20 protein-coding genes are annotated in these 24464 nt (G+C 52.3%); 9 read left to right on the top strand and 11 right to left on the bottom strand.

The window, feature by feature from the left end; all coding sequences use genetic code 11:
* The first annotated feature begins 22 nt into the window (after nucleotides 1–22).
* Together secA and mutT are read left to right on the top strand one after the other, a co-directional pair.
* The gene (gene secA, locus OGX89_RS03190; RefSeq protein WP_008786199.1) at nucleotides 23–2728 is read left to right on the top strand and encodes a preprotein translocase subunit SecA; all 2706 of its coding nucleotides are present in this window, start codon (nucleotides 23–25) and stop codon (nucleotides 2726–2728) included.
* Nucleotides 2729–2784: 56 nt separating this feature from the next.
* A complete protein-coding gene (gene mutT, locus OGX89_RS03185) occupies nucleotides 2785–3174 on the top strand; it encodes an 8-oxo-dGTP diphosphatase MutT (protein ID WP_063941107.1) in 390 nt (129 codons plus the stop codon).
* A gap of 173 nt (nucleotides 3175–3347) precedes the next feature.
* Here the strand turns inward: mutT and yacG are convergent, their stop codons facing one another.
* From yacG to coaE, 3 genes are read right to left on the bottom strand one after another with little or no spacing between them, the layout of a single operon-like run.
* Nucleotides 3348–3542, bottom strand: coding sequence for a DNA gyrase inhibitor YacG (gene yacG, locus OGX89_RS03180; RefSeq protein WP_003018740.1), 195 nt, complete (start codon nucleotides 3540–3542; stop codon nucleotides 3348–3350).
* A 9-nt stretch (nucleotides 3543–3551) separates the two neighbouring features.
* Complete coding sequence (gene zapD / locus OGX89_RS03175; RefSeq protein WP_003829513.1) at nucleotides 3552–4295, bottom strand: cell division protein ZapD; 744 nt, start codon at nucleotides 4293–4295, stop codon at nucleotides 3552–3554.
* Nucleotides 4295–4915: a dephospho-CoA kinase gene (gene coaE / locus OGX89_RS03170; protein ID WP_003829511.1), complete on the bottom strand. Its 621-nt coding sequence runs from the start codon at nucleotides 4913–4915 to the stop codon at nucleotides 4295–4297. Before coaE ends, zapD begins: the two co-directional genes overlap by 1 nt.
* A gap of 225 nt (nucleotides 4916–5140) precedes the next feature.
* On the opposite strand from coaE, the gene OGX89_RS03165 reads away from it, so the two are divergent.
* The gene (locus OGX89_RS03165) at nucleotides 5141–6184 is read left to right on the top strand and encodes a GMP reductase (protein ID WP_003829510.1); all 1044 of its coding nucleotides are present in this window, start codon (nucleotides 5141–5143) and stop codon (nucleotides 6182–6184) included.
* Nucleotides 6185–6241: 57 nt separating this feature from the next.
* Here OGX89_RS03165 and hofC read toward each other — a convergent pair whose 3' ends face one another.
* From hofC to nadC, 4 genes are all read right to left on the bottom strand, one after another.
* The gene (gene hofC / locus OGX89_RS03160; RefSeq protein WP_126956888.1) at nucleotides 6242–7444 is read right to left on the bottom strand and encodes a protein transport protein HofC; all 1203 of its coding nucleotides are present in this window, start codon (nucleotides 7442–7444) and stop codon (nucleotides 6242–6244) included.
* Complete coding sequence (gene gspE, locus OGX89_RS03155) at nucleotides 7434–8819, bottom strand: type II secretion system protein GspE (RefSeq protein ID WP_126956886.1); 1386 nt, start codon at nucleotides 8817–8819, stop codon at nucleotides 7434–7436. The genes hofC and gspE overlap by 11 nt, the downstream gene beginning before the upstream one ends.
* 9 nt (nucleotides 8820–8828) lie before the next feature.
* Nucleotides 8829–9266 carry a prepilin peptidase-dependent pilin gene (gene ppdD, locus OGX89_RS03150; RefSeq protein WP_003829506.1) on the bottom strand — a complete coding sequence of 146 codons (438 nt, stop codon included), beginning with the start codon at nucleotides 9264–9266 and terminating at the stop codon, nucleotides 8829–8831.
* Nucleotides 9267–9509: 243 nt separating this feature from the next.
* Nucleotides 9510–10403, bottom strand: a complete 894-nt coding sequence (nadC, locus tag OGX89_RS03145; RefSeq protein WP_003829503.1) for a carboxylating nicotinate-nucleotide diphosphorylase — start codon at nucleotides 10401–10403, stop codon at nucleotides 9510–9512.
* Nucleotides 10404–10490: 87 nt separating this feature from the next.
* On the opposite strand from nadC, the gene ampD reads away from it, so the two are divergent.
* Entirely contained in the window at nucleotides 10491–11054 is a 564-nt protein-coding gene (ampD, locus tag OGX89_RS03140) for a 1,6-anhydro-N-acetylmuramyl-L-alanine amidase AmpD (RefSeq protein WP_126956884.1), read from the top strand.
* Nucleotides 11051–11905, top strand: coding sequence for a beta-lactamase regulator AmpE (ampE, locus tag OGX89_RS03135; protein ID WP_063941111.1), 855 nt, complete (start codon nucleotides 11051–11053; stop codon nucleotides 11903–11905). Before ampD ends, ampE begins: the two co-directional genes overlap by 4 nt.
* A gap of 92 nt (nucleotides 11906–11997) precedes the next feature.
* Here the strand turns inward: ampE and OGX89_RS03130 are convergent, their stop codons facing one another.
* From OGX89_RS03130 to aroP, 3 genes are all read right to left on the bottom strand, one after another.
* Nucleotides 11998–12948 carry a glycoside hydrolase family 43 protein gene (locus tag OGX89_RS03130; protein ID WP_126319236.1) on the bottom strand — a complete coding sequence of 317 codons (951 nt, stop codon included), beginning with the start codon at nucleotides 12946–12948 and terminating at the stop codon, nucleotides 11998–12000.
* On the bottom strand, nucleotides 12948–14354 hold the full coding sequence (locus tag OGX89_RS03125; protein WP_126956882.1) for a glycoside-pentoside-hexuronide (GPH):cation symporter: 1407 nt from the start codon (nucleotides 14352–14354) through the stop codon (nucleotides 12948–12950). Before OGX89_RS03125 ends, OGX89_RS03130 begins: the two co-directional genes overlap by 1 nt.
* Before the next feature lie 158 nt (nucleotides 14355–14512).
* The gene (aroP, locus tag OGX89_RS03120; RefSeq protein ID WP_008786209.1) at nucleotides 14513–15886 is read right to left on the bottom strand and encodes an aromatic amino acid transporter AroP; all 1374 of its coding nucleotides are present in this window, start codon (nucleotides 15884–15886) and stop codon (nucleotides 14513–14515) included.
* A 564-nt stretch (nucleotides 15887–16450) separates the two neighbouring features.
* Here aroP and pdhR point away from each other — a divergent pair.
* From pdhR to lpdA, 4 genes are all read left to right on the top strand, one after another.
* Nucleotides 16451–17215: a pyruvate dehydrogenase complex transcriptional repressor PdhR gene (gene pdhR / locus OGX89_RS03115; RefSeq protein ID WP_003018699.1), complete on the top strand. Its 765-nt coding sequence runs from the start codon at nucleotides 16451–16453 to the stop codon at nucleotides 17213–17215.
* Between the two features lie 163 nt (nucleotides 17216–17378).
* Nucleotides 17379–20042 (top strand): pyruvate dehydrogenase (acetyl-transferring), homodimeric type, encoded by a 2664-nt coding sequence (aceE, locus tag OGX89_RS03110; RefSeq protein WP_048214932.1) that lies wholly within the window; start codon nucleotides 17379–17381, stop codon nucleotides 20040–20042.
* 14 nt (nucleotides 20043–20056) lie between these two features.
* Complete coding sequence (gene aceF / locus OGX89_RS03105; RefSeq protein WP_003829487.1) at nucleotides 20057–21946, top strand: pyruvate dehydrogenase complex dihydrolipoyllysine-residue acetyltransferase; 1890 nt, start codon at nucleotides 20057–20059, stop codon at nucleotides 21944–21946.
* A gap of 175 nt (nucleotides 21947–22121) precedes the next feature.
* Complete coding sequence (gene lpdA, locus OGX89_RS03100; protein ID WP_003829486.1) at nucleotides 22122–23546, top strand: dihydrolipoyl dehydrogenase; 1425 nt, start codon at nucleotides 22122–22124, stop codon at nucleotides 23544–23546.
* Nucleotides 23547–23667: 121 nt separating this feature from the next.
* Here the strand turns inward: lpdA and OGX89_RS03095 are convergent, their stop codons facing one another.
* Nucleotides 23668–24462, bottom strand: coding sequence for a DUF2950 family protein (locus OGX89_RS03095; protein ID WP_003829485.1), 795 nt, complete (start codon nucleotides 24460–24462; stop codon nucleotides 23668–23670).
* Nucleotides 24463–24464: the final 2 nt, after the last annotated feature.

Below are 24464 nucleotides of genomic sequence, written 5' to 3'. Positions count from 1 at the left end.
GCGGGGCGTTTGAGATTTTATTATGCTAATCAAATTATTAACGAAAGTATTCGGTAGCCGTAACGAGCGTACGCTGCGTCGTATGCGTAAAGTGGTCAATGTCATCAATGCGATGGAACCGGAGATGGAAAAACTCTCCGATGATGAACTGAAAGCGAAGACCGCTGAATTCCGCGCCCGTCTGGAAAAAGGTGCCAGCGTTGAGAGCCTGATCCCGGAAGCGTTCGCAGTAGTGCGTGAAGCGAGTAAGCGCGTGTTCGGTATGCGTCACTTCGACGTTCAGCTGCTGGGCGGTATGGTGCTTAACGATCGCTGCATCGCGGAAATGCGTACTGGTGAAGGTAAAACCCTGACCGCGACGCTGCCAGCCTACCTGAACGCATTAAGCGGGAAGGGCGTACACGTGGTTACCGTGAACGACTATCTGGCTCAGCGTGATGCCGAAAATAACCGCCCGCTGTTTGAATTCCTCGGCATGACCGTTGGTATCAACATGTCTGGCCTGCCTGCGCCAGCCAAGCGTGAAGCCTATAACGCCGATATTACTTACGGTACCAATAACGAATACGGCTTTGACTACCTGCGTGACAACATGGCGTTTAGTCCGGAAGAGCGTGTTCAACGTAAACTGCACTATGCGCTGGTCGATGAAGTCGACTCCATCCTGATCGATGAAGCGCGTACGCCGCTGATCATTTCCGGCCCGGCTGAAGACAGCTCGGAAATGTACAAAAAAGTTAATAAAATCATCCCGCACCTGATCCGTCAGGAGAAGGAAGATTCCGACACGTTCCAGGGCGAAGGCCACTTCTCTGTTGATGAGAAAGCGCGCCAGGTTAACCTGACCGAGCGTGGTCTGGTACTGATTGAAGAGCTGCTGGTTAACGAAGGCATTATGGACGAGGGCGAGTCACTGTACTCTCCTGGTAACATTATGCTGATGCACCACGTGACTGCCGCACTGCGTGCGCACGTGCTGTTTACCCGCGACGTAGATTACATCGTGAAAGACGGCGAAGTTATCATCGTCGATGAACACACCGGTCGTACCATGCAGGGGCGTCGCTGGTCCGATGGTCTGCACCAGGCTGTTGAAGCTAAAGAAGGCGTAGAGATCCAGAACGAGAACCAGACGCTGGCATCTATTACCTTCCAGAACTACTTCCGTTTGTACGAAAAACTGGCCGGTATGACCGGTACAGCCGACACTGAAGCGTTTGAATTTAGCTCCATCTACAAACTGGATACCGTGGTTGTGCCGACCAACCGTCCGATGATCCGTAAGGATTTACCGGATCTGGTGTACATGACCGAAGCGGAAAAAATTCAGGCGATCATTGAAGATATTAAAGAGCGTACTGCAAATGGCCAGCCGGTACTGGTAGGTACTATCTCCATTGAAAAATCGGAAGTAGTGTCTAACGAGCTGAGCAAAGCGGGTATCAAACACAACGTTCTGAACGCCAAGTTCCACGCCAACGAAGCTGCAATCGTCGCCCAGGCGGGTTATCCGTCAGCCGTGACTATCGCGACGAACATGGCAGGTCGTGGTACCGATATCGTGCTGGGCGGTAGCTGGCAGGCGGAAGTTGCCGAGCTGGAAAACCCAACTCCGGAACAAATCGCGCAGATTAAAGCCGATTGGCAGGTTCGCCATGACGCGGTATTAGCTGCCGGTGGCTTGCATATTATCGGTACCGAGCGTCACGAATCTCGCCGTATCGATAACCAGCTGCGTGGTCGTTCGGGTCGTCAGGGTGATGCGGGCTCTTCCCGTTTCTATCTGTCGATGGAAGATGCGCTGATGCGTATTTTTGCCTCTGACCGCGTGTCAGGCATGATGCGTAAACTGGGTATGAAGCCTGGCGAAGCCATTGAACACCCATGGGTGACCAAAGCAATTGCTAACGCGCAGCGTAAAGTGGAAAGCCGCAACTTCGATATTCGTAAGCAGCTGCTGGAATATGATGACGTTGCCAACGATCAGCGTCGTGCTATCTACACCCAGCGTAACGAACTGCTGGACGTAACTGATGTTAGCGAAACCATCAACAGCATCCGTGAAGATGTCTTCAAAGCAACTATTGATGCCTATATTCCGCCGCAGTCTCTGGAGGAAATGTGGGATATCCCGGGTCTGCAGGAACGTCTGAAAAACGACTTCGATCTTGAGATGCCGATTTCAGAGTGGCTGGATAAAGAGCCTGAGCTGCACGAAGAAACGCTGCGTGAACGTATCCTGGCAAACGCCATCGAAGTTTATCAGCGTAAAGAGGAAGTTGTGGGCGCGGAGATGATGCGTCACTTCGAAAAAGGCGTGATGCTGCAAACTCTCGACTCCCTGTGGAAAGAGCACCTTGCTGCGATGGACTATCTGCGCCAGGGTATCCACCTGCGTGGTTATGCGCAAAAAGATCCGAAGCAGGAATACAAGCGTGAATCTTTCTCTATGTTTGCGTCAATGCTGGAATCACTGAAATACGAAGTGATCAGCACCCTGAGCAAAGTTCAGGTGCGTATGCCTGAAGAAGTCGAAGCCATGGAGCAGCAGCGTCGTGAAGAAGCTGAGCGCTTAGCGCAGATGCAGCAATTGAGCCATAAAGGCGACGATTCTGCCGCGGCAGAAGAGCTGGCAGCACAAACTGGCGATCGTAAAGTGGGTCGTAACGATCCGTGTCCTTGCGGCTCTGGCAAAAAATACAAACAGTGCCACGGCCGTCTGAGCTAAGAAAATAACTTACTGAAAAGGCGCAGAATTCTGCGCCTTTTTTATGGACGATAAAGATGAAAATACTGCAAATCGCCGTCGGGATTATTCGTAATCATCAACATGAAATTTTTATCACCCAGCGTGCGGCTGATGCCCACATGGCCAATAAGCTGGAGTTCCCCGGCGGGAAAATTGAAGCGGGCGAAACACCGGAGCAGGCGCTGATTCGCGAGCTACAGGAAGAAGTGGGGATCACGCCGACTCAAAGCTCATTGTTCGAAAAGCTGGAGTATCAGTTTCCGGACAGGCATATCACTCTGTGGTTCTGGCTGGTTGAAAGCTGGGAAGGCGAGCCGTGGGGAAAAGAGGGGCAACCGGCGCAGTGGATTGCGCAAGATGCTCTGAATGCGCAGGATTTCCCGCCCGCGAATGCACCGGTCATTGAAAAGCTGATAGCTGGCTAATGGTGCTGTAGGCCGGATTAGGCAACGCCGCATCCGGCAAATTATGGCGGGGGCGCTACGCTTGCCCGCCCAACGTTTTAGTTCGTAGGCCTGATAAGCGCAGCGCCATCAGGCAAAACAACATAAAATGCCGGATGCGGCGTTGCCTAATCCGACCTACCGTTTTAGCAGAATTACTTCTGCTCTTCACTCCAGTCGTCGCTTTCTGACAGATCGCCAGAGCTTGGGATGCGTTTCTCTTCTGCGGCCCACTCTCCCAGATCGATTAACTGGCAGCGCTTGCTGCAGAATGGGCGAAACGGACTGACCTCAGCCCATACTACAGGCTTGCCGCAGGTTGGGCAGTTGACGATGGTTTGTTCAGACATGTTGACTCCTTAACAGCACGCCAGTTCAAAATCGAGGCGCTCAGGCACCTGACCATTCTCGCTATCCAGCGGCATAAAACGGATGGCAAAACGGCTCTTATGACCAGAAATTTGCGGATAAAGCAGCGAATCAAGCGGCAGCTGCAAGCGTAGCAGATCTGCATCTTCGCCGTTGTCCTGATAAAAACCATTCAGGCTGGTTTGCTTACGAAACGGCGCTGAGTTGCGAATTAAATCCAGTACCAGCGACAGCGCCTGATTGAGCGGATTCAGGCTGGCAAGCCAGGTTTCAACCTGCGCGTCACGATGCGACTGTGCCAGGTGTAACCAGATATGCAGGGTCGGCAGATCGAAACTGCAGCACCCGCCAGGAATACTTAAACGCTGACGGACGAGACCAATCAGACGATCTTCGCGCAGCGTCTGTCCAATACGCGGGGCAGAAATCAGAATGCTGCCTGCACTTTTTAACTGCTGACGCAAAGAGTCGATTCTGCTTTGATCGACGCCGGGAACTTCGACCCAGGCCTGGAGTTTACGCTGCTGTCGCTCCAGTTCCTTGAGGAGTTCGGTGCGGACTTCGCCGCGTTCAAATACATCCAGTAAATCTCCGATATTGCGGAAAAAATGCAGAGCGCCGGCATGGTCAGCAATGGGCAAATTAACGGAGAGCTGTTGGATTAAAAACTCAATGCGCAGCCATGTGCGCATCTTCTCATTGAGAGGGTGTTCAAAAAGGACCTGGGTGTGCATTACGGTTTTTCCTGTGAGACAAACTGCGACGCGCATTGCAAATAGAGCGCGTGCAGGCGGGCGACATCCGAGGCGATGGCTTCCGGTGCGCCATTATTATCAATAACATCGTCTGCCACGGCCAGCCGCGCTTCACGCGTTGCCTGGGCAGCAAGAATTTGTTCAACATGCTCACGCGTGACGTCATCACGCTGCATGGTGCGTCTGAGCTGGGTTTCGGGGGTGACATCCACCACGAGTACGCGGTCGGCTTTTTTATACAGCGAATTTTCCACCAGCAAAGGGACAACCCATAGCAGATAAGGAGAGGTTGCTTGCTGAAACTGACGCTGCGTTTCCTGCTGAATAAGCGGATGGAGCAGGGCATTCAGCCAGCTTTTCTCCTCAGGATTGGAAAAAATGCGTTCGCGTAAAATGCGTCGCTGCAACGATCCGTCTGCGGCTATAACGTCGGAACCAAAATGTTCTTCGATCGCCTTAAGAGCAGGTGTGCCGGGTTCAACCACCTGGCGCGCAATAATATCTGCATCAATGACGTTTATTCCGAGGTCAGCGAACGCATTTGCAACGGTGCTTTTACCACTGCCAATGCCGCCGGTTAAGGCTACCGTATACCTCATAGATGCCGATCCTGGAGTTTAAGTTTGATTATCAAACAGTTAAAAGTTATGCGTGCGAAGGCGAGGCTGCTGCAGGATTAACCTACTATTCGCCAGGTAAATTTATGGGATTGTAGCGTAAAAAAAGAGAATTTCGCAGTCTTGCGCGGCATTGATTAGTGCGTATGATAGCGTCACTGGAGTTGTGAGTTTCGATTTTTCGCCATTAACCCCAGGAATCCGCACATGCGTATCGAAGAAGATCTGAAGTTAGGTTTCAAAGACGTTCTTATCCGCCCTAAGCGTTCTACTCTCAAAAGCCGTTCCGATGTTGAGCTGGAACGTCAATTTACCTTTAAGCATTCAGGTCAGACCTGGTCCGGCGTACCTATTATTGCCGCGAACATGGACACTGTCGGGACGTTTGCCATGGCAACGGCACTGGCATCCTTCGACATCCTGACCGCTGTGCACAAACACTATTCTGTTGAAGACTGGGCCGCCTTCATCGCAGAGAGCTCTGCCGATGTGCTCAAACACGTAATGGTTTCAACCGGTACGTCTGATGCAGATTTCGAAAAAACTAAACAGATTCTGGCGCTCAACCCCGCGCTGAACTTTATCTGCATTGATGTGGCCAATGGCTACTCAGAGCATTTTGTTCAGTTCGTGTCGAAAGCGCGTGAAGCATGGCCGACAAAAACGATCTGTGCGGGCAATGTGGTCACCGGTGAAATGTGTGAAGAGCTGGTGCTCTCCGGTGCTGATATTGTCAAAGTCGGCATTGGCCCAGGTTCAGTATGTACCACACGTGTAAAAACCGGCGTTGGCTATCCACAGCTTTCTGCAGTTATTGAATGCGCCGATGCAGCCCACGGTCTGGGTGGCATGATTGTCAGCGACGGCGGTTGCACAATGCCGGGTGACGTGGCAAAAGCGTTCGGTGGCGGCGCAGACTTCGTGATGCTCGGCGGCATGCTGGCTGGTCATGAAGAAAGTGGCGGCAAAATTGTTGAAGAGAACGGTGAGAAATTCATGCTGTTCTACGGTATGAGCTCTGAATCTGCAATGACGCGTCACGTAGGTGGTGTTGCACAGTACCGCGCTGCAGAAGGTAAGACCGTCAAGCTGCCACTGCGCGGCCCGGTTGATAATACCGCTCGCGATATCCTCGGCGGTTTGCGTTCTGCTTGTACCTATGTGGGCGCATCCCGTCTGAAAGAGCTGACCAAACGTACAACGTTTATTCGTGTACAGGAACAAGAAAACCGTGTTTTCAATAGCCTGTAAGAACAGCTAGTTCTGTGAAATGCCGGATGGCGTTACGCCGCCATCCGGCATTTGAATTTATCCCACTCCGCTCATCGCATCTCCCAAATGGAAAATCGGTAAATACATCGCGACGACTAGGGTACCGATGATAAGCCCCGTAATGATCAGCAACGCAGGCTCAAGTAATGCAGCCAAATTCTCAGCCTGAGCCAGGGTTTTATCGCCATGGTGATGCGCAAGATTGCGCAGCATTGCATCCAGCGAGCCGGAAGCTTCACCCGTTCTGACCAGCTGTATACACAATGGGCTGAATTCATCACTATTTTTAAGCGCTAACCAGATCGGTTTTCCAGCGCTGATATCCTGCTGAACCAGTGCTAAACGTTGCGACCAGAAAGGGTTAGCCAGCGTTTCGGTAACGCTCTCAAGACCCTGCAAAAAGGGAATGCCCGCATTTTGCGTTAACGCCAGAACAGTGAATATCTGCGTGAGTTTTTGCCCTCTCACCATCGGCCCTATGACCGGGAGGCTGAGCAGCAATTTCTGGCGCAGAATGAGCCAGTACGGTTTCTGCTTTATCAAATGATGTGTGGCAACTGTTACCAGGCCAAGTGCTACCGTCAGCCATCCCCATTGGCTGCTACAGTGTGCGATGGTAATAATCCAGTGAGTGAGCGCCGGTAGCGGGGTGTTGAACGTTTGGTAGATAGCGGCAAACTCAGGGAGTACAAACTGCAGCATCGCAAATACGACCATCACTGCCATTGTTATGATGATGATCGGATAGCGCAGGGCTTTTCTAACTTTATCAGCAAGTTGCTGTTGTTTCTTTTGCTGGTGGGCGAGTTCAAAACAGCAGTCGTCCAGCTTACCCGTAAGCTCTCCGGTGCGGATCATTGCCTGGTAAAGGGGCGGAAAAACGTGTTGCCATTGTGATAACGAGGTGGAGAGGGTAATGCCCTGTTCCATATCGTAAGCCAGCGTACGCAGTAGCGCCTGCCATTGACTGCTGGGATGCTGGTCAGCAAGCAGAGCTAGCCCTGTTGAGAGCGTTAACCCTGCCTTTAGTAATGTCGCCAACTGGTGTATGGTTTCGGCACTTCTTGTACGGCTCCAGTGCGAGGTTTTGACACGCATACGTTTAATGCGCAGCGGCGTAATCTGTTGTTTCTCAAGAGCCAGCATCAATGACGGTCGGGTATCGGCCCATAGTGTGCCTTCCAGCGATTTACCTTCGTTGTTAATACCTTGCCAGCGCCAAAGCTGTTTAGTGGACATGAGGCATGCCCAGTACACGAATCAGCTCTTCAAATGTCGTTAACCCTTGCTCGACGGCCTGACAGCCATTCTCGAATAGCGTTCTCATTCCTGATTGCTGAGCATCAGACTCCACTTCGTCTACGGATGTGCCACTGGCAATACTCTGACGTAATGCCGGAGTAACAGGGAGCACTTCAAACAATGCAGCACGACCATAAAATCCGTGATAACAATGTTTACAGCCAGGGGCCTGCCAATTCGGTAGTGGTGTAGGCCAGACAGCTTTCGGGAGCGTGATAGGCGTACTCTGACGTTGTCGGCAATGGGGGCACAACTTTCTGACCAACCGCTGTGCAATAACGAGCGTCAGCGCGGAGGCGATCATCCAGCGTGCGACACCCATTTGTTGCAGGCGCACCAGCGTTTCACTGGTGGAATTGGTATGCAGCGTAGAAAGAACCAGATGGCCGGTTTGCGCTGCTTTAAGGGCTATTTCGGCCGTTTCGCCATCGCGGATTTCACCCACCATGATAATGTCGGGATCCTGGCGCAGCAGAGCACGTAAGACTCCCTGAAAAGTCAGGCCGGCACGTGGGTGAATTTGCGTCTGGTTGAGACCTGCGATCGGGATCTCTACCGGATCTTCCACGCTACAAAGATTCACATCCGGGGTGTTTCGGGTTTGCAGCGCACTGTACAGCGTGACCGTTTTGCCGCTTCCGGTAGGCCCGGTAACCAGAATCAGCCCCTGAGGCTGCTGCAAGGCTTGCGAAAATGCGGTCAGCTGCGCGTCTCGCATTCCCAGCGCGGCGATCTCCAGTGACTGATCGACCTGATGAAGTAGCCGCAACACGACCTTTTCGCCGTCGCGACAGGGCAGGGTGGCGATGCGAAACGAGACCGGCTCTCCTGAAATCTCAACGGTAAATTGTCCGTCTTGTGGAAGCCGATGCTCGGCGATATCCAGGCTGCCTAATACTTTTAACCTTGCGGTGATGGCAATGCCCATCTCGGTCGTGACTTCCGGTAAAGCGTGAAGCACGCCATCTACGCGTAATCTGATTCGATAGTGATTTTCCTCGGGTTCAAAATGAATATCAGAAGCCCGTTGCGTCAGAGCGGAATGAAACGTCTGATTCAGCAAGTCTGCTGCGCTGGCGCTGCTTTTCGTGACCACTGCCGGGAGCATTGTCTGCGGTGTATGTGTGTGGCCTTCCATTTGCTGACGTGTCCAGCAGACAATGTCGATGCGCCGGGTGGTGGCAAAATGCAGCGCATCCAGCAGCTCGTGTGATGGGGCGTCTACGACGGCGATATGCACCACTTCATTGTCTGCATCCAGTAATATTGCCTGATAACGTTGGCATAGCGCCGTAAGTTGGGTGGTGTTCATCTCTGTTCCTTAGTGGGTATCAAAGCGGAAAACGTCTTCACAGGCCTGCTGCAATGCGCTGTCGTTCTGGATGACGCAGTTTCGGTTCCAACCGGTAATACCGTTGGCATTGTCCCAACCTGGCGTCATGGTGATGCTTAGCCCGTTCAGGCTTTCCTGCCCACTAAGACTGACAACTCCCTTTTCAACGCTCATGGCTGAGACGTAACGGGTAGTTGTTGGAGAGGGAATACCATTCGTTCCGGCATCGCAGGTATCTGTTCCGCCATGCTCCAGTGCACAGAGCTCAACCGCCGTGCGATAGGGGACAAAGGTTTGCAGCATGTCTGTCAGCGCGGCTTTGCGCAGATAGTTTTGATATGCCGGAATGCCGATGGCGCTAAGGATGGCAATAATGCCAATTACCACCATGAGTTCGATAAGTGTAAAGCCTCGTTGCTTGTTCATCGTTCGCTCCTTGAGTTTGCTGGCGCTACTTTGGCAAACCGACGGGAGGACGACGAGAGACAAAAAACAAAACGGGAAAGCGGGTTCAGAGGATTTTTACGAAATTACAGAGTCAGACAATGTATTTGCGAAGAGACTCGAAGAAACTGCCGGATGGTGGTGTAAATGCCGTATCCGGCTTACAGAATAAACTTGTGTAGTAGGCCCGATAAGCGAAGCGTCATCGGGCAATACAATCAGCAATTAGCGAAATCGCATGGAGAGATCGAGTGCGCGAACATGTTTGGTCAGTGCGCCAACGGAGATAAAGTCGACACCGGTTTCGGCAAATTCGCGCAGCGTTTCATGGGTGACGTTGCCCGACACTTCCAGACGCGCCTGGCCGTTGGTGCGTTTTACCGCTTCGCGCATTTGGTCAGTTTCGAAGTTATCGAGCATGATGATGTCGGCCCCGGCTTTCAGCGCGTCGTCCAGCTCATCCAGGCTTTCTACTTCGACTTCAACCGGCACATCCGGGTGCAACCAGAAGGCTTTTTCGACGGCCTGACGTACCGAGCCGGAAGCAATAATGTGGTTTTCTTTTATCAGGAAGGCGTCGGAGAGCCCCAAACGATGATTCGCGCCGCCGCCGCACAATACGGCGTATTTTAGCGCGGTACGCAGTCCCGGCAGTGTTTTACGCGTATCCAGCAGTTGGGTCTTGGTTCCCACTAACAGGTCGACGTATTTACGCACTTCGCTCGCTACACCTGAAAGCGTCTGCACAAAATTCAGCGCAGTACGTTCACCGGTCAGTAAAACGCGGGAAGGGCCGTCCAGTTCAAACAGCGGCTGATTGGCCTTTATGCTGTCGCCATCTTCGACATGCCAGGTGATGTTGACATCATCGCCAGCCAGCTGAATAAAGACCTCTTCCACCCAACGTTTTCCACAAAAAACGCCATCTTCGCGGGTGATTACGGTGGCATGGGAGCGCATGTCTTCGGGTAAAAGCTGTGCGGTGATATCGTTATTGGCATCAACTTCTCCGCCTAAATCTTCACGCAGCGCCTGAGCTACAGCGGCAGGGATATCCAGATTTATGCGTTCCAACAGCGCGTCACGTCGGTAGTCAGGGTTATAGCGGCGAGGCGGCATGATAAAACTCCAAATAGCTAACGAATCATAAGGTGGAAACATGCTACCCTGAACCAGATATGAGCACCACCAATAAGGAGATTCTGCATGTTGTTAGACGAGGGCTGGCTGGCAGAGGCGCGACGCGTTCCCTCTCCGCATTACGATTGCCGCCCGGATGACGAAAACCCTTCTCTGCTGGTGGTGCATAATATCAGCTTGCCGCCCGGCGAGTTTGGCGGCCCGTGGATAGATGCGCTGTTTACGGGCACGATTGATCCCAACGCCCATCCTTATTTTGCCGGGATCGCCCATCTGCGTGTTTCGGCCCATTGTTTGATTCGCCGTGACGGTGAAATCGTGCAATATGTGCCTTTTGATAAACGCGCCTGGCATGCGGGTGTGTCGAGCTATCAAGGGCGAGAACGCTGTAATGATTTTTCAATTGGTATTGAGTTGGAAGGGACGGATACGCTGGCCTATACCGATGCGCAGTATCAGCAACTGGCTGCCGTGACGAATACTCTGGTTACGCGTTATCCGGCCATTGCTAACAACATGACAGGACATTGCAATATTGCGCCCGAGCGTAAGACCGATCCCGGGCCGTCCTTTGACTGGGCAAGGTTCCGCGCCCTGGTCACCCCCTCGTCGCACAAGGAGATGACATGACGCTGTTTACAACATTATTGGTGTTGATTGTTGAACGCCTGTTTAAGCTGGGTGAGCACTGGCAGCTTGATCACCGGATTGAAGCTTTTTTCCGCCGGACTAAGCATTTCTCGATGATGCGTACGGTAGGCATGACTCTTATTGCGATGGGAGTGACATTTCTGCTACTGCGCGCACTTCATGGGCTGTTGTTTAATGTTCCGTTGCTGGTGGCGTGGATCTTAATTGGCTTGCTGTGCATCGGTGCTGGCAAGGCGCGCCTTCACTATCACGCTTACCTGAACGCGGCTGCTCGCGATGATGCTCACGCCCGTGATGCGATGGCCAGCGAGCTGACGCTTATCCATGGGGTTCCGCCGGACTGCGATGAGCGTGAATTCTTGCGCGAACTGCAGAACGCGCTGTTATGGAACAACTTCCGCTTTTATCTGGCACCGTTATTTTGGCTGATTGTCGGTGGTCCGTGGGGACCTGTGACGCTGGTTGGTTATGCTTTTTTACGTGCCTGGCAGTCCTGGCTGGCGCGCTATCAGACACCGCACCAGCGTCTGCATTCAGGTATTGATGCGATCCTGCATGTGCTGGATTGGATCCCGGTGCGTCTGGCGGGCGTGGTCTATGCGCTATTGGGACACGGCGAGAAAGCGCTGCCGGCCTGGTTTGCCTCGCTTGCGGATCTGCACACGTCGCAATATCAGGTGCTTACGCGTCTGGCGCAGTTCTCGCTGGCGCGTGAACCGCACACCGATAAAGTCGAAACGCCAAAAGCCGCCGTTTCGCTGGCGAAGAAAACCTCGTTTGTGGTGGTGGTGGTTATTGCGGTGCTCACCATTTATGGGGCATTAGTATAGCGTTGTGCCGGATGGCGCTAACGCTTATCCGGCTTAAAATGAAAAAACGTGTAGGCCCGGTAAGCGTTAGCGCCAGCGGGCAGTGCAACGGTTTAGTTCGTATCAGCAGGCGGCACGCCAAAATCTGGCATGCCGTTTTCGTCCCAACGCACGAGCTTCAGACGAGTGTGGCGGTTTGGGTCGTACAGCGGATCGCCCTCGATTTCGGTGTAGTTTCTCGCGTGATACACCAGCACATCTTCACCTTCCGGCGTTTGTGTAAAGCTGTTGTGTCCTGGCCCAAACTGGCGGTTTTCATAACTGGTGGTAAAGACCGGGCGCGGTGATTTGTGCCAGTTCTGTGGGTTGAGCGGATCGGCGTTGAGGTCAATCCACAATAATCCCATACAGTAGTTCTCATCGGTGGCGCTGGCGGAATAGCTGATAAACAGCTTATCGCCATGAACCATGACGGCAGGACCTTCGTTGACCCAAAAACCCCGGCATTCCCAGTCATACTCAGGGTGGCTTAGCATGATCGGCTCGCCTTTAATCGTCCATGGATTTTCCAGCTCTGCGAGATAGATATTTGAGTTTCCGGCGATATCGGGAGACTTCTGCGCCCAGAGGTACCACTGTTTTCCCTGATGGTTAAAGGTGGTGGCATCAAGCGCAAAGGTATCAAACTGCGTTTTAATCTGACCTTTCTCAGTCCACTGGCCGGTCAGCGGATCGGCGTCGGCACATTCGAGCGCAAACATGCGATGCTGGAACATCCCCAGCTTGTCGAGCGACTGTGTATGGGTGGCAGCAAAATAGATGTACCACTTGCCTGCCAGATGATGGATTTCGGGTGCCCAGATGAGTTGGCTCATGGGGCCGCTTTCTGGTTTGCGCCAGACGACAACCTGGGCGGCGGTGCGCAACCCTTCCAGTGAGTCGGCCCGGCGTATCTCCAGGCGGTCATATTCGGGTACTGAAGCAATGAAATAATAGTGGCTACCGTCACGTAAGATAAACGGATCGGCACGCTGTTCAATAAAGGGATTTGGCCACTGATTCATTAGGCTTTCCTTACGGTTTCAGTCGTTTTTATATCGTGGTATTCATTCAGTTCACGGTAGTTGGTGCGGCGCTTTTCTAAATCTGTCTGGATTTGTTGCATAAACTCGCGGTCAACTTTCAGCAGACGAACCACGCCTGCGGTAATCAGGTAGCCTACGCCCGGTATGATGGTAAACAGCAGCATAATACCGTTAATGGCAGAGTCGCTTTGCGCTTTCGCCCCAGCGTCGTAGCCGTACCAGGAGAGCAGGAAGCCGACCATCGCTCCGGCAATCGCCAGGCCCAGTTTCAGGAAGAACAGGTTACCGGAGAAGCTGATTCCGGTGATGCGTTTACCGGTTTTCCACTCGCCATAGTCATCGACATCCGCCATCAGCGACCAGTGCAGCGGAGAAGGAATTTGGTGCAGGATGTTGAGCAGGAAGTAGAGCACCATAATCATCATGGTTGCTTTCGGATCGAAGAAGTAAAACGCGGCAGAGAAAATCGCCAGGATAATATTGGTCCAGAAGAAGACTTTCAGTTTGCACCAGCGATCGGTTAATACCTTCGCCAGCATACTGCCGATCATCATGCCGACCACACCAAGACTGATAAACAGCGTTGCGAACTGCGTGCTTTGCTGCATAACCCAGGTCACGTAGTACATGGTGGCAGCCATGCGAATAAAGCCCGGACAGACGTTGCACAGTGTTAACAGCAGAATTTTTACCCACTGATCGTTCTTCCACACGTCTTTCAGATCGGCTTTTAAATCATCATTGGTCTGGACAGCAGGGCGTACGCGTTCACGGACCGTAGCGAAGCAAAACAGGAACATACACATGCCGATGAAAGCCAGAACCGCCATCGCCATCTGATATCCTTTGGCTTTGTCTTCCCCGCCGAACCAGTCGGCCATTGGCAGCAAGGTGAGAGACAGAAGCAGGGTTGCAATGCCTACCAACACAAAGCGATATGACTGGCAGGCGACGCGTTCCTTCGGATCGTTGGTGATGACGCTACCGAGCGAGCAGTAGGGAATGTTGATCGCTGTATAAGTAATAGATAGCAGGAAGTAGGTAACGAACGCATAGATAACTTTGCTGTTATAGGTCCACTCAGGGGTGGTAAACATTAGTACGCTGAATAATGCGTACGGGAAAGCCATCCATAAAAGCCATGGACGAAATCGACCATATTTACTACGGGTGCGGTCGGCCATCGCGCCCATTATTGGGTCGGTAACGGCGTCGATAACGCGTACTGAGAGCAGTAATACGCCGACCAGTGCAGGTGCCAGACCAAAAATGTCTGTGTAAAAATAGTTAACAAACAACATGATGGCGCCAAAGATGATGTTGCATCCGGCGTCGCCCATTCCATAGCCGATCTTTTCTTTCACCGTGAGCTTACTGGTTTCCATCAACTGCTCTCCATTAATGAAATATGGAGAGAATTATTGTCCGGCACTGGTGTTTTTGCGTTGCAGGATAACGCCGCTGATATGGACTAAACAGTCGTGAGTGGGAAAGTGTGAGACAGGTAACAACCCCCACCTGACGCAGGTGGGGGGAGGGGGGATTAATGCGCTTTAACCGCGCCGGCCGTTTTCTGTTTACACAGGTAGCCGATGCCAAGAATGGCAATCCATACAGGGATTAAGTATACCGAGATCGCCATGCCCGGCGTCATCAGCATAATCACCAGTACTGCAGCCATGAAAATCAGGCACACCCAGTTACCCAGCGGATAGAGCAGCGCCGGGAAGCGGGTGGTAACACCCTGCTGCTGTTTGGCTTTGCGGAACTTCATGTGCGCCAGGCTAATCATTGCCCAGTTGATCACCAGTGCGGAAACCACCAGCGCCATCAGCAGGCCAAAGGCGGATTCCGGTGCCAGGTAGTTGATCAGCACACAAAGAGCCGTCACCAGTGCGGAAACCAGAATGGTGTTCACCGGTACACCGCGTTTATCTACGTTCATCAGCGCTTTCGGCGCATTGCCCTGCTGTGCCAGACCGAACAGCATACGGCTGTTGCAGTATACGCAGCTGTTATAGACAGAAAGGGCGGCAGTCAGCACTACGATGTTCAGGGCATTAGCAACAAAGGTGTCGCCCAGCTCGTGGAAAATAAGGACAAACGGGCTGGTATCGGCCGTGACACGCGTCCACGGCATCAGGGAAAGCAGAACCGCCAGCGAACCCACATAGAAAATCAGGATACGGTAGATAACCTGGTTGGTCGCTTTGGGAATGCTTTGCTCCGGGTTATCCGCTTCTGCTGCGGTGATCCCGACCAGCTCCAGCCCACCGAAAGAGAACATAATAATAGCCATCATCATCACCAGACCGGTGAAGCCATGCGGCAGGAAGCCTCCCTGGTCCCACAGGTTGCTGACGCTGGCCTGCGGGCCGCCGTTACCGCTAAACAGTAACCAGCCGCCGAACAGGATCATCGCTACGACGGCAATGACTTTAATAATGGCGAACCAGAACTCCATCTCACCAAACACTTTCACGTTGGTCAGGTTGATGGCGTTGATCAACACAAAGAAGGCAGCCGCAGACACCCATGTTGGGATCTCCGGGTACCAGAACTGGATGTATTTACCCACGGCAGTTAGCTCAGCCATGGCAACCAGCACGTACAGCACCCAATAGTTCCAGCCGGAAGAGAACCCCGCGAAACCGCCCCAGTATTTATAAGCAAAGTGACTAAATGAGCCTGCAACGGGCTCTTCAACCACCATTTCACCTAACTGACGCATAATCAAAAAGGCGATAAAGCCGGCAATAGCGTAACCCAGAATAATACCCGGTCCTGCAGACTGGATAACGGATGCGCTACCAAGGAATAACCCGGTACCAATCGCGCCACCCAGCGCGATTAGCTGTATATGGCGGTTCTTAAGGCCGCGCTTGAGCTGATCGCCATGCTGTTGACTTTCCATCATGAAACCTCGTGTGTGGTTTTACTCTTCATATTTCGAGTGCTTATTTTTTGAACTACGCAGCAATGCGTGTGTAAGTTTGCAATTCCGTTTGTTGTATTAATTTGTTTACAGATGCTTTTGATGAAATGTTGCCTTAATACTTTTGTCTTGATCAGAATAATGATATGCGAGCGCGAATGCACCTGCTTTATGCGGGGAAGATGACGAGTTGAATAAAAAGAAACCATTTGTAAATGCGAGTTTATCTACCACAAAATTTCCATTTTGAATTTCTATTCAATAATAGTGGTTGATATATCGATAAATAAGCAGGTGAATCGGTTCAGATGAGATAATTTTTCGTTTCAATTCCGTTAAAACTACCCCGGGGTGGGTAAATTTAACATTTGTGCATAGTTACATGTTTGAAACGTTATTTCTGTAATGTTGTTAAAATATGCCTCCTTTACTGATTTCAATCAAAACCTGTATGGACAGAAGGTGAATACTTTGTTACTTTAGCGTCAAGAACATGAAATTGGTAAGACCAATTGACTCCGGGCAAATGGCTTAAGACAGGAAATCATGGCCTACAGCAAAATCCGCCAACCAAAACTCTCCGATGTGATTGAGCAGCAGCTGGAGTTTTTAATTCTTGAGGGGACACTTCGCCCCGGAGAAAAACTCCCACCGGAACGCGAGCTGGCAAAACAGTTCGACGTCTCCCGCCCCTCCTTACGCGAGGCGATCCAACGCCTTGAAGCGAAGGGCTTACTGCTTCGTCGTCAGGGCGGTGGCACTTTTGTTCAGAGCAGCCTGTGGCAGAGCTTTAGCGACCCACTGGTAGAGCTGCTCTCCGACCATCCTGAATCCCAGTTTGACCTGCTTGAGACGCGCCATGCGCTGGAAGGTATTGCAGCTTATTACGCTGCACTGCGCAGCACGGATGAAGACAAAACGCGTATCCGTGAACTCCACCATGCGATCGAGCTTGCTCAACAGTCCGGCGATCTTGACGGCGAATCTGATGCAGTACTCCAGTATCAAATTGCTGTCACCGAAGCGGCACACAATGTGGTGCTGCTCCATTTGCTAAGGTGTATGGAGCCGATGCTGGCCCAGAACGTTCGGCAAAACTTCGAATTGCTGTATGCGCGTCGTGAAATGCTGCCACTGGTTAGCAGTCACCGTACCCGTATTTTTGAAGCAATTATTGCCGGGAAGCCGGAAGAGGCGCGTGAAGCGTCCCACCGTCACCTGGCGTTTATCGAAGAGATTCTGCTGGACAGAAGCCGTGAGGAAAGCCGTCGTGAACGCGCCTTACGCCGTCTGGAGCAACGAAAGAATTAGTGATTTTTCTGGCAGAACGTTAACCAGAAGATGTTGTAAATCAAGCGCCATATAAAGTGCGCGGCAACTAAACGCAGAACCTGTCTTATTACGCTCTCTGGCGAGAACGTAATGGGACAGGTTCCAGATAACTCAACGTATTAGATAGATAAGGAATACCCCCATGTCAGAACGTTTCCCAAATGACGTGGATCCGATCGAAACTCGCGACTGGCTACAGGCGATCGAATCGGTCATCCGTGAAGAAGGTGTTGAGCGTGCTCAGTATCTGATCGACCAACTGCTTTCAGAAGCTCGCAAAGGCGGCGTGAAAGTAGCGGCAGGTGCAGGGGCCAGCAATTATGTAAACACTATTGCCGTTGAAGATGAACCGGAATACCCGGGCAATCTGGAGCTGGAACGTCGTATTCGTTCTGCTATCCGCTGGAACGCCATCATGACCGTACTGCGCGCGTCTAAAAAGGACCTCGAGCTGGGTGGCCACATGGCATCCTTCCAGTCCTCCGCAACGGTATATGATGTTTGCTTCAACCACTTCTTCCGTGCACGCAACGAGCAAGATGGCGGCGATCTGGTGTACTTCCAGGGTCACATCTCTCCGGGCATCTACGCACGCGCATTCCTGGAAGGTCGTCTGACTGAAGAGCAGATGAACAACTTCCGTCAGGAAGTACATGGCAAAGGCCTGTCTTCCTACCCGCACCCGAAACTGATGCCAGAATTCTGGCAGTTCCCGACCGTATCTATGGGGCTGGGCCCAATCGGTGCTATCTACCAGGCTAAATTCCTGAAATATCTGGAACACCGTGGCCTGAAAGATACCTCTAAACAGACCGTTTACGCCTTCCTGGGCGACGGCGAGATGGATGAGCCAGAATCTAAAGGTGCGATCACCATCGCGACCCGTGAAAAACTGGACAACCTGGTCTTTGTTATCAACTGTAACCTGCAGCGTCTTGACGGCCCGGTAACCGGTAACGGCAAGATTGTTAACGAACTGGAAGGCATCTTCGCGGGCGCTGGCTGGAACGTTATCAAAGTCATGTGGGGCGGTCGTTGGGATGAGCTGCTGCGTAAAGACACCAGCGGTAAACTGATCCAGCTGATGAACGAAACCGTTGACGGCGACTACCAGACCTTCAAATCCAAAGATGGCGCATACGTACGTGAGCACTTCTTCGGTAAATACCCGGAAACCGCAGCACTGGTTGCTGACTGGACTGACGAGCAGATTTGGGCTCTGAACCGTGGTGGTCACGATCCGAAGAAAGTCTATGCTGCACTGAAAAAAGCGCAGGAAACCAAAGGCAGAGCAACTGTAATCCTGGCCCATACCATTAAAGGTTACGGCATGGGTGACACTGCTGAAGGTAAAAACATCGCTCACCAGGTTAAGAAAATGAACATGGACGGCGTGCGTTATATCCGCGACCGTTTCAACGTTCCTGTGACCGATGAGCAGGTTGAAAACCTGTCTTACATCACCTTCCCGGAAGGTTCTGAAGAGCACACTTATCTGCACGCTCAGCGTCAGAAACTGCATGGCTACCTGCCAGCTCGTCAGCCGAACTTCACCGAGAAGCTGGAACTGCCAGCTCTGGAAGACTTCGGTGCGCTGCTGGAAGAGCAGAACAAAGAAATCTCCACCACTATCGCTTTCGTTCGTGCCCTGAACGTGATGCTGAAGAACAAGTCGATCAAAGATCGTCTGGTTCCGATCATCGCTGACGAAGCGCGTACTTTCGGTATGGAAGGTCTGTTCCGTCAGATCGGTATCTACAGCCCGAACGGTCAGCAGTACACCCCGCAGGACCGTGAGCAGGTTGCTTACTATAAAGAAGACGAGAAAGGTCAGATCCTGCAGGAAGGTATCAACGAACTGGGTGCAGGCGCATCCTGGCTGGCTGCTGCGACTTCTTACAGCACCAACGATCTGCCGATGATCCCGTTCTACATCTACTACTCCATGTTCGGGTTCCAGCGTATTGGTGACCTGTGCTGGCAGGCAGGCGACCAACAGGCTCGTGGCTTCCTGATTGGTGGTACTTCTGGTCGTACTACGCTGAACGGTGAAGGTCTGCAGCACGAAGATGGTCACAGCCATATTCAGTCTCTGACTATCCCGAACTGTATCTCTTACGATCCGTCTTACGCGTACGAAGTTGCGGTCATCATGCACGATGGTCTGGAGCGTATGTACGGTGAGAAACAAGAGAACGTTTACTACTACATCACCACGCTGAACGAAAACTACCACATGCCGGCAATGCCAGCAGGTGCCGAGGAAGGTATCCGTAAAGGTATCTACAAACTCGAAACCCTCGAAGGTAAGAAAGGTAAAGTTCAGCTGCTGGGCTCCGGTTCTATCCTGCGTCACGTGCGTGAAGCAGCACAGATCCTGGCGAACGACTACGGTGTAGGTTCTGACGTTTACAGCGTAACCTCCTTCACTGAACTGGCGCGTGATGGCCAGGATTGTGAGCGCTGGAACATGCTGCACCCGATGGAAACTCCGCGCGTTCCGTACATCGCTCAGGTGATGAACGACGCTCCGGCAGTAGCATCTACTGACTATATGAAACTGTTTGCGGAACAGGTTCGTACTTATGTACCGGCTGATGATTATCGCGTACTGGGTACTGACGGTTTCGGTCGCTCTGACAGCCGTGAAAACCTGCGTCACCACTTCGAAGTTGATGCTTCCTACGTGGTTGTAGCGGCCCTGGGCGAACTGGCTAAACGTGGCGAAATCGATAAGAAAGTGGTTGCAGATGCAATCATCAAATTCAACATCGATGCAGATAAAGTTAACCCGCGTCTGGCGTAAGAGGTAAAAGAATAATGGCTATCGAAATCAATGTACCGGACATCGGGGCTGATGAAGTTGAAATCACCGAGATCCTGGTCAAAGTAGGCGACAAAGTTGAAGCTGAACAGTCGCTGATCACCGTAGAAGGCGACAAAGCCTCTATGGAAGTTCCGTCCCCTCAGGCGGGTATCGTTAAAGAGATCAAAGTCTCTGTTGGCGACAAAACTGAGACCGGCAAACTGATCATGATTTTCGATTCCGCCGACGGTGCAGCAGCAGCTGCACCTGCTCAGGCAGAAGAGAAGAAAGAAGCAGCTCCGGCAGCAGCACCTGCTGCCTCTGCGGCGAAAGACGTACACGTACCTGACATCGGCGGTGACGAAGTAGAAGTTACCGAGATCATGGTTAAAGTGGGCGATACCGTTGCGGCTGAACAGTCTCTGATCACCGTTGAAGGTGACAAAGCCTCTATGGAAGTTCCGGCGCCGTTCGCAGGTACCGTTAAAGAGATCAAAATCAACACGGGTGACAAAGTGTCTACCGGTTCCCTGATTATGGTCTTCGAAGTGGCGGGCGCAGCGCCTGCTGCTGCACCGGCTCAGGCGGCTGCTCCAGCAGCAGCGGCGGCTCCGGCTGCTTCCGGCTCGAAAGAAGTTAACGTACCGGATATCGGTGGTGACGAAGTTGAAGTCACTGAAGTGATGGTTAAAGTGGGCGATAAAATTGCCGCTGAGCAGTCACTGATCACCGTTGAAGGCGATAAAGCGTCGATGGAAGTTCCGGCACCGTTCGCAGGTACCGTGAAAGAAATCAAAATCAGCACCGGCGACAAAGTTAAAACCGGTTCTCTGATTATGGTCTTCGAAGTCGAAGGCGCAGCACCTGCAGCCGCTCCTGCACAAGCAGCTGCTCCGGCTCCGGCCGCTGCACCAGCGCCTGCGCAAGCCGCAGCTCCGGCCGCAAAAGCGGAAGGCAAATCTGAGTTTGCTGAAAACGACGCTTATGTTCATGCAACGCCGCTGATTCGTCGCCTGGCGCGTGAATTCGGTGTGAACCTGGCGAAAGTGAAAGGTTCTGGCCGTAAAGGTCGTATCCTGCGTGAAGACGTTCAGGCTTACGTGAAAGACGCTATCAAGCGTGCTGAAGCGGCTCCGGCTGCAGCAGCAGGCGGCGGTATCCCGGGCATGCTGCCTTGGCCGAAAGTGGACTTCAGCAAGTTTGGTGAAATCGAAGAAGTGGAACTGGGCCGTATCCAGAAAATCTCTGGTGCTAACCTGAGCCGTAACTGGGTGATGATCCCGCACGTTACTCACTTCGATAAGACCGATATCACCGATCTGGAAGCGTTCCGTAAACAGCAGAACGCCGAAGCTGAAAAACGTAAACTGGACGTGAAATTCACCCCAGTAGTCTTCATCATGAAAGCCGTTGCCGCAGCTCTGGAACAGATGCCGCGCTTCAACAGCTCCCTGTCTGAAGACGGTCAGCGCCTGACCCTGAAGAAATACATCAACATCGGTGTAGCGGTTGATACTCCGAATGGTCTGGTTGTTCCGGTCTTCAAAGACGTGAACAAGAAGAGCATTACCGAGCTGTCTCGTGAACTGACCGTGATCTCCAAGAAAGCGCGTGATGGCAAGCTGACCGCTGGCGAAATGCAGGGCGGTTGCTTCACCATCTCCAGCATCGGTGGCTTGGGTACTACCCACTTCGCGCCGATTGTGAACGCGCCGGAAGTGGCTATCCTCGGTGTCTCCAAGTCCTCTATGGAGCCAGTGTGGAACGGTAAAGAGTTTATGCCGCGTCTGATGATGCCGATTTCGCTCTCCTTCGACCACCGTGTAATTGACGGTGCGGATGGTGCGCGCTTTATCACCATCATCAACAACATGCTGTCTGACATTCGCCGCCTGGTGATGTAAGCGAAAAAGCCGGCCCGACGGCCGGCTTTTTTCTGGTAATCTCATGAAGTCAGTGAGGTTATTGTGCGAAAGACAAATCGGTTGCCGTTTGTTGTTTCAAAATTGTTAACAATTTTGTAAAATACGGGCGGATAGAACGACCCGCTGGACGACGGGTATAAATTAAGAGGTCATGATGAGCACTGAAATCAAAACTCAGGTCGTGGTACTTGGGGCAGGCCCTGCAGGTTACTCTGCTGCCTTCCGTTGCGCAGATTTAGGTCTGGAGACCGTCATCGTAGAACGTTACAGCACCCTTGGCGGTGTTTGTCTGAACGTCGGCTGTATCCCTTCTAAAGCGCTGCTGCACGTAGCAAAAGTTATCGAAGAAGCCAAAGCACTGGCTGAACACGGTATCGTTTTTGGCGAGCCGAAAACCGATATCGACAAGATTCGTACCTGGAAAGAAAAAGTTATCACTCAGCTGACCGGCGGTCTGGCGGGTATGGCCAAAGGCCGTAAAGTGAAAGTGGTTAACGGTCTGGGTAAATTTACCGGGGCAAACACCCTGGAAGTTGAAGGCGAAAACGGCAAAACCGTGATCAACTTCGACAACGCGATCATCGCGGCGGGTTCCCGTCCGATCGAACTGCCGTTTATTCCGCATGAAGATCCGCGCGTGTGGGATTCCACCGATGCACTGGAACTTAAAACTGTTCCTAAGCGCCTGCTGGTAATGGGCGGCGGTATCATCGGTCTGGAAATGGGTACCGTGTACCATGCGCTGGGTTCAGAGATCGACGTGGTTGAAATGTTCGACCAGGTTATCCCGGCTGCCGACAAAGACGTGGTTAAAGTCTTCACCAAGCGCATCAGCAAGAAATTCAACCTGATGCTGGAAACCAAAGTGACCGCCGTTGAAGCGAAAGAAGACGGTATCTACGTTTCCATGGAAGGTAAAAAAGCCCCTGCCGAAGCTCAGCGTTACGATGCTGTGTTGGTTGCTATCGGTCGTGTACCGAACGGTAAAAACCTCGACGCGGGCAAAGCTGGCGTGGAAGTTGACGACCGTGGCTTCATCCGCGTTGACAAACAGCTGCGCACCAACGTGCCGCACATCTTTGCTATCGGCGATATCGTCGGTCAGCCGATGCTGGCACACAAAGGTGTTCATGAAGGTCATGTTGCCGCTGAAGTTATCGCCGGCAAGAAACACTACTTCGATCCGAAAGTTATCCCATCCATTGCATACACTGAACCAGAAGTTGCATGGGTTGGTCTGACCGAGAAAGAAGCGAAAGAAAAAGGCATTAGCTACGAAACCGCCACCTTCCCGTGGGCTGCTTCTGGCCGTGCTATCGCTTCCGACTGTGCAGACGGTATGACCAAACTGATTTTCGACAAAGAATCTCACCGTGTTATCGGTGGTGCGATTGTCGGTACCAACGGCGGCGAGCTGCTGGGCGAAATCGGTCTGGCGATCGAAATGGGTTGTGACGCTGAAGATATCGCGCTGACCATCCACGCGCACCCGACTCTGCACGAGTCAGTGGGCCTGGCGGCAGAAATCTTTGAAGGTAGCATTACCGACCTGCCAAACCCGAAAGCGAAGAAGAAGTAATCTTCTCCCTTTTGTGAAAACGCCTCTTCGGAGGCGTTTTTTTTTGCCTGAAGCTACCCGTTATTTCGGGCAACATGCCGGGTGGCGCTAGTGCTAACCCGGCCTACGGCTTAACCTCGCTTTACGGTGCTACGGGTTGCCAGTTTTTATCCGGATGGAATGTGGTTAACGCTTGTGCTTTCTGCTGTGATTCAACACCGAGATCGGCCTGGTAGACTTTGTCTTCACCGTTAATCATAAAACTCATCACGCCGGTGTGATCGTAGCTAACGGGCCAGGCCACCATGGCAAAGCCGCTGGTTTTATCGGGAAGGATTCGGAAGCTATAGCCGTGATAGCCCATGCCCGGCTCCTGTGGACTGAAGGCTGGGCCAAGCGGGCTTGGCGCTTCGCCGGGCGAAACAGGCCAGTACAGACCATCCTTTTTCCCTTCAGAACTGACAATCTTTTGCGCGTATTTCTGGTTCATCGCAAAATAGCTCTGCTGAGCATCCACATAGGCGTGCAACGCCTCGATGGCAGCAAGTTCGTTGCGTCCAATCTCACGAGTCAGGATCTCTTCGGCCGCTTCCTTGATATCAAATTGCCAGCCTGAAGCGTTTTTGACGACCGGGATTGGCAGTTGCCAGTCGCTGTCCCCAACCACAAGATGCGCCGTATTGCCGTCGATAACGGTGCTATGGCGAACCTTCCAGTCGCGCAGGAAGCGGTCAACCGCATCAGGATCGACGCCTTCTGGCGGCAGAAAATCACGCCAGTTTTCCCCGAGCAGGTTGCTCATTGCACTTTCATTTTGCTCACTGATCGCGTTTGCCAGCGCATCGGTCGCCTGGTCTGGTGTGCTGAAGGATTGTTGTGCCATCGCGGTAGCCGAAACCATGAACAACACCATTCCACTGAGTAGTTTATTTTTCATGT

The sequence above is a fragment of the Citrobacter sp. Cpo103 genome, assembly GCF_030332605.1.
Lineage (GTDB): Bacteria > Pseudomonadota > Gammaproteobacteria > Enterobacterales > Enterobacteriaceae > Citrobacter > Citrobacter portucalensis.
Note: the sequence above shows the minus strand (reverse complement) of the source record. Positions and strands in the feature narration are given on the sequence as shown.

Coding starts and splice junctions, on each gene's coding strand:
- secA (WP_008786199.1), top strand. CDS start 23: ATGCTAATCAAATTATTAACGAAAGTATTCGGTAGCCGTAACGAGCGT.
- mutT (WP_063941107.1), top strand. CDS start 2,785: ATGAAAATACTGCAAATCGCCGTCGGGATTATTCGTAATCATCAACAT.
- yacG (WP_003018740.1), bottom strand. CDS start 3,542: ATGTCTGAACAAACCATCGTCAACTGCCCAACCTGCGGCAAGCCTGTA.
- hofC (WP_126956888.1), bottom strand. CDS start 7,444: ATGTCCACTAAACAGCTTTGGCGCTGGCAAGGTATTAACAACGAAGGT.
- OGX89_RS03125 (WP_126956882.1), bottom strand. CDS start 14,354: ATGGAAACCAGTAAGCTCACGGTGAAAGAAAAGATCGGCTATGGAATG.
- gspE (WP_126956886.1), bottom strand. CDS start 8,819: ATGAACACCACCCAACTTACGGCGCTATGCCAACGTTATCAGGCAATA.
- OGX89_RS03130 (WP_126319236.1), bottom strand. CDS start 12,948: ATGAATCAGTGGCCAAATCCCTTTATTGAACAGCGTGCCGATCCGTTT.
- pdhR (WP_003018699.1), top strand. CDS start 16,451: ATGGCCTACAGCAAAATCCGCCAACCAAAACTCTCCGATGTGATTGAG.
- lpdA (WP_003829486.1), top strand. CDS start 22,122: ATGAGCACTGAAATCAAAACTCAGGTCGTGGTACTTGGGGCAGGCCCT.
- nadC (WP_003829503.1), bottom strand. CDS start 10,403: ATGCCGCCTCGCCGCTATAACCCTGACTACCGACGTGACGCGCTGTTG.
- OGX89_RS03095 (WP_003829485.1), bottom strand. CDS start 24,462: ATGAAAAATAAACTACTCAGTGGAATGGTGTTGTTCATGGTTTCGGCT.
- aroP (WP_008786209.1), bottom strand. CDS start 15,886: ATGATGGAAAGTCAACAGCATGGCGATCAGCTCAAGCGCGGCCTTAAG.
- aceF (WP_003829487.1), top strand. CDS start 20,057: ATGGCTATCGAAATCAATGTACCGGACATCGGGGCTGATGAAGTTGAA.
- ampD (WP_126956884.1), top strand. CDS start 10,491: ATGTTGTTAGACGAGGGCTGGCTGGCAGAGGCGCGACGCGTTCCCTCT.
- ampE (WP_063941111.1), top strand. CDS start 11,051: ATGACGCTGTTTACAACATTATTGGTGTTGATTGTTGAACGCCTGTTT.
- ppdD (WP_003829506.1), bottom strand. CDS start 9,266: ATGAACAAGCAACGAGGCTTTACACTTATCGAACTCATGGTGGTAATT.
- zapD (WP_003829513.1), bottom strand. CDS start 4,295: ATGCACACCCAGGTCCTTTTTGAACACCCTCTCAATGAGAAGATGCGC.
- OGX89_RS03165 (WP_003829510.1), top strand. CDS start 5,141: ATGCGTATCGAAGAAGATCTGAAGTTAGGTTTCAAAGACGTTCTTATC.
- coaE (WP_003829511.1), bottom strand. CDS start 4,915: ATGAGGTATACGGTAGCCTTAACCGGCGGCATTGGCAGTGGTAAAAGC.
- aceE (WP_048214932.1), top strand. CDS start 17,379: ATGTCAGAACGTTTCCCAAATGACGTGGATCCGATCGAAACTCGCGAC.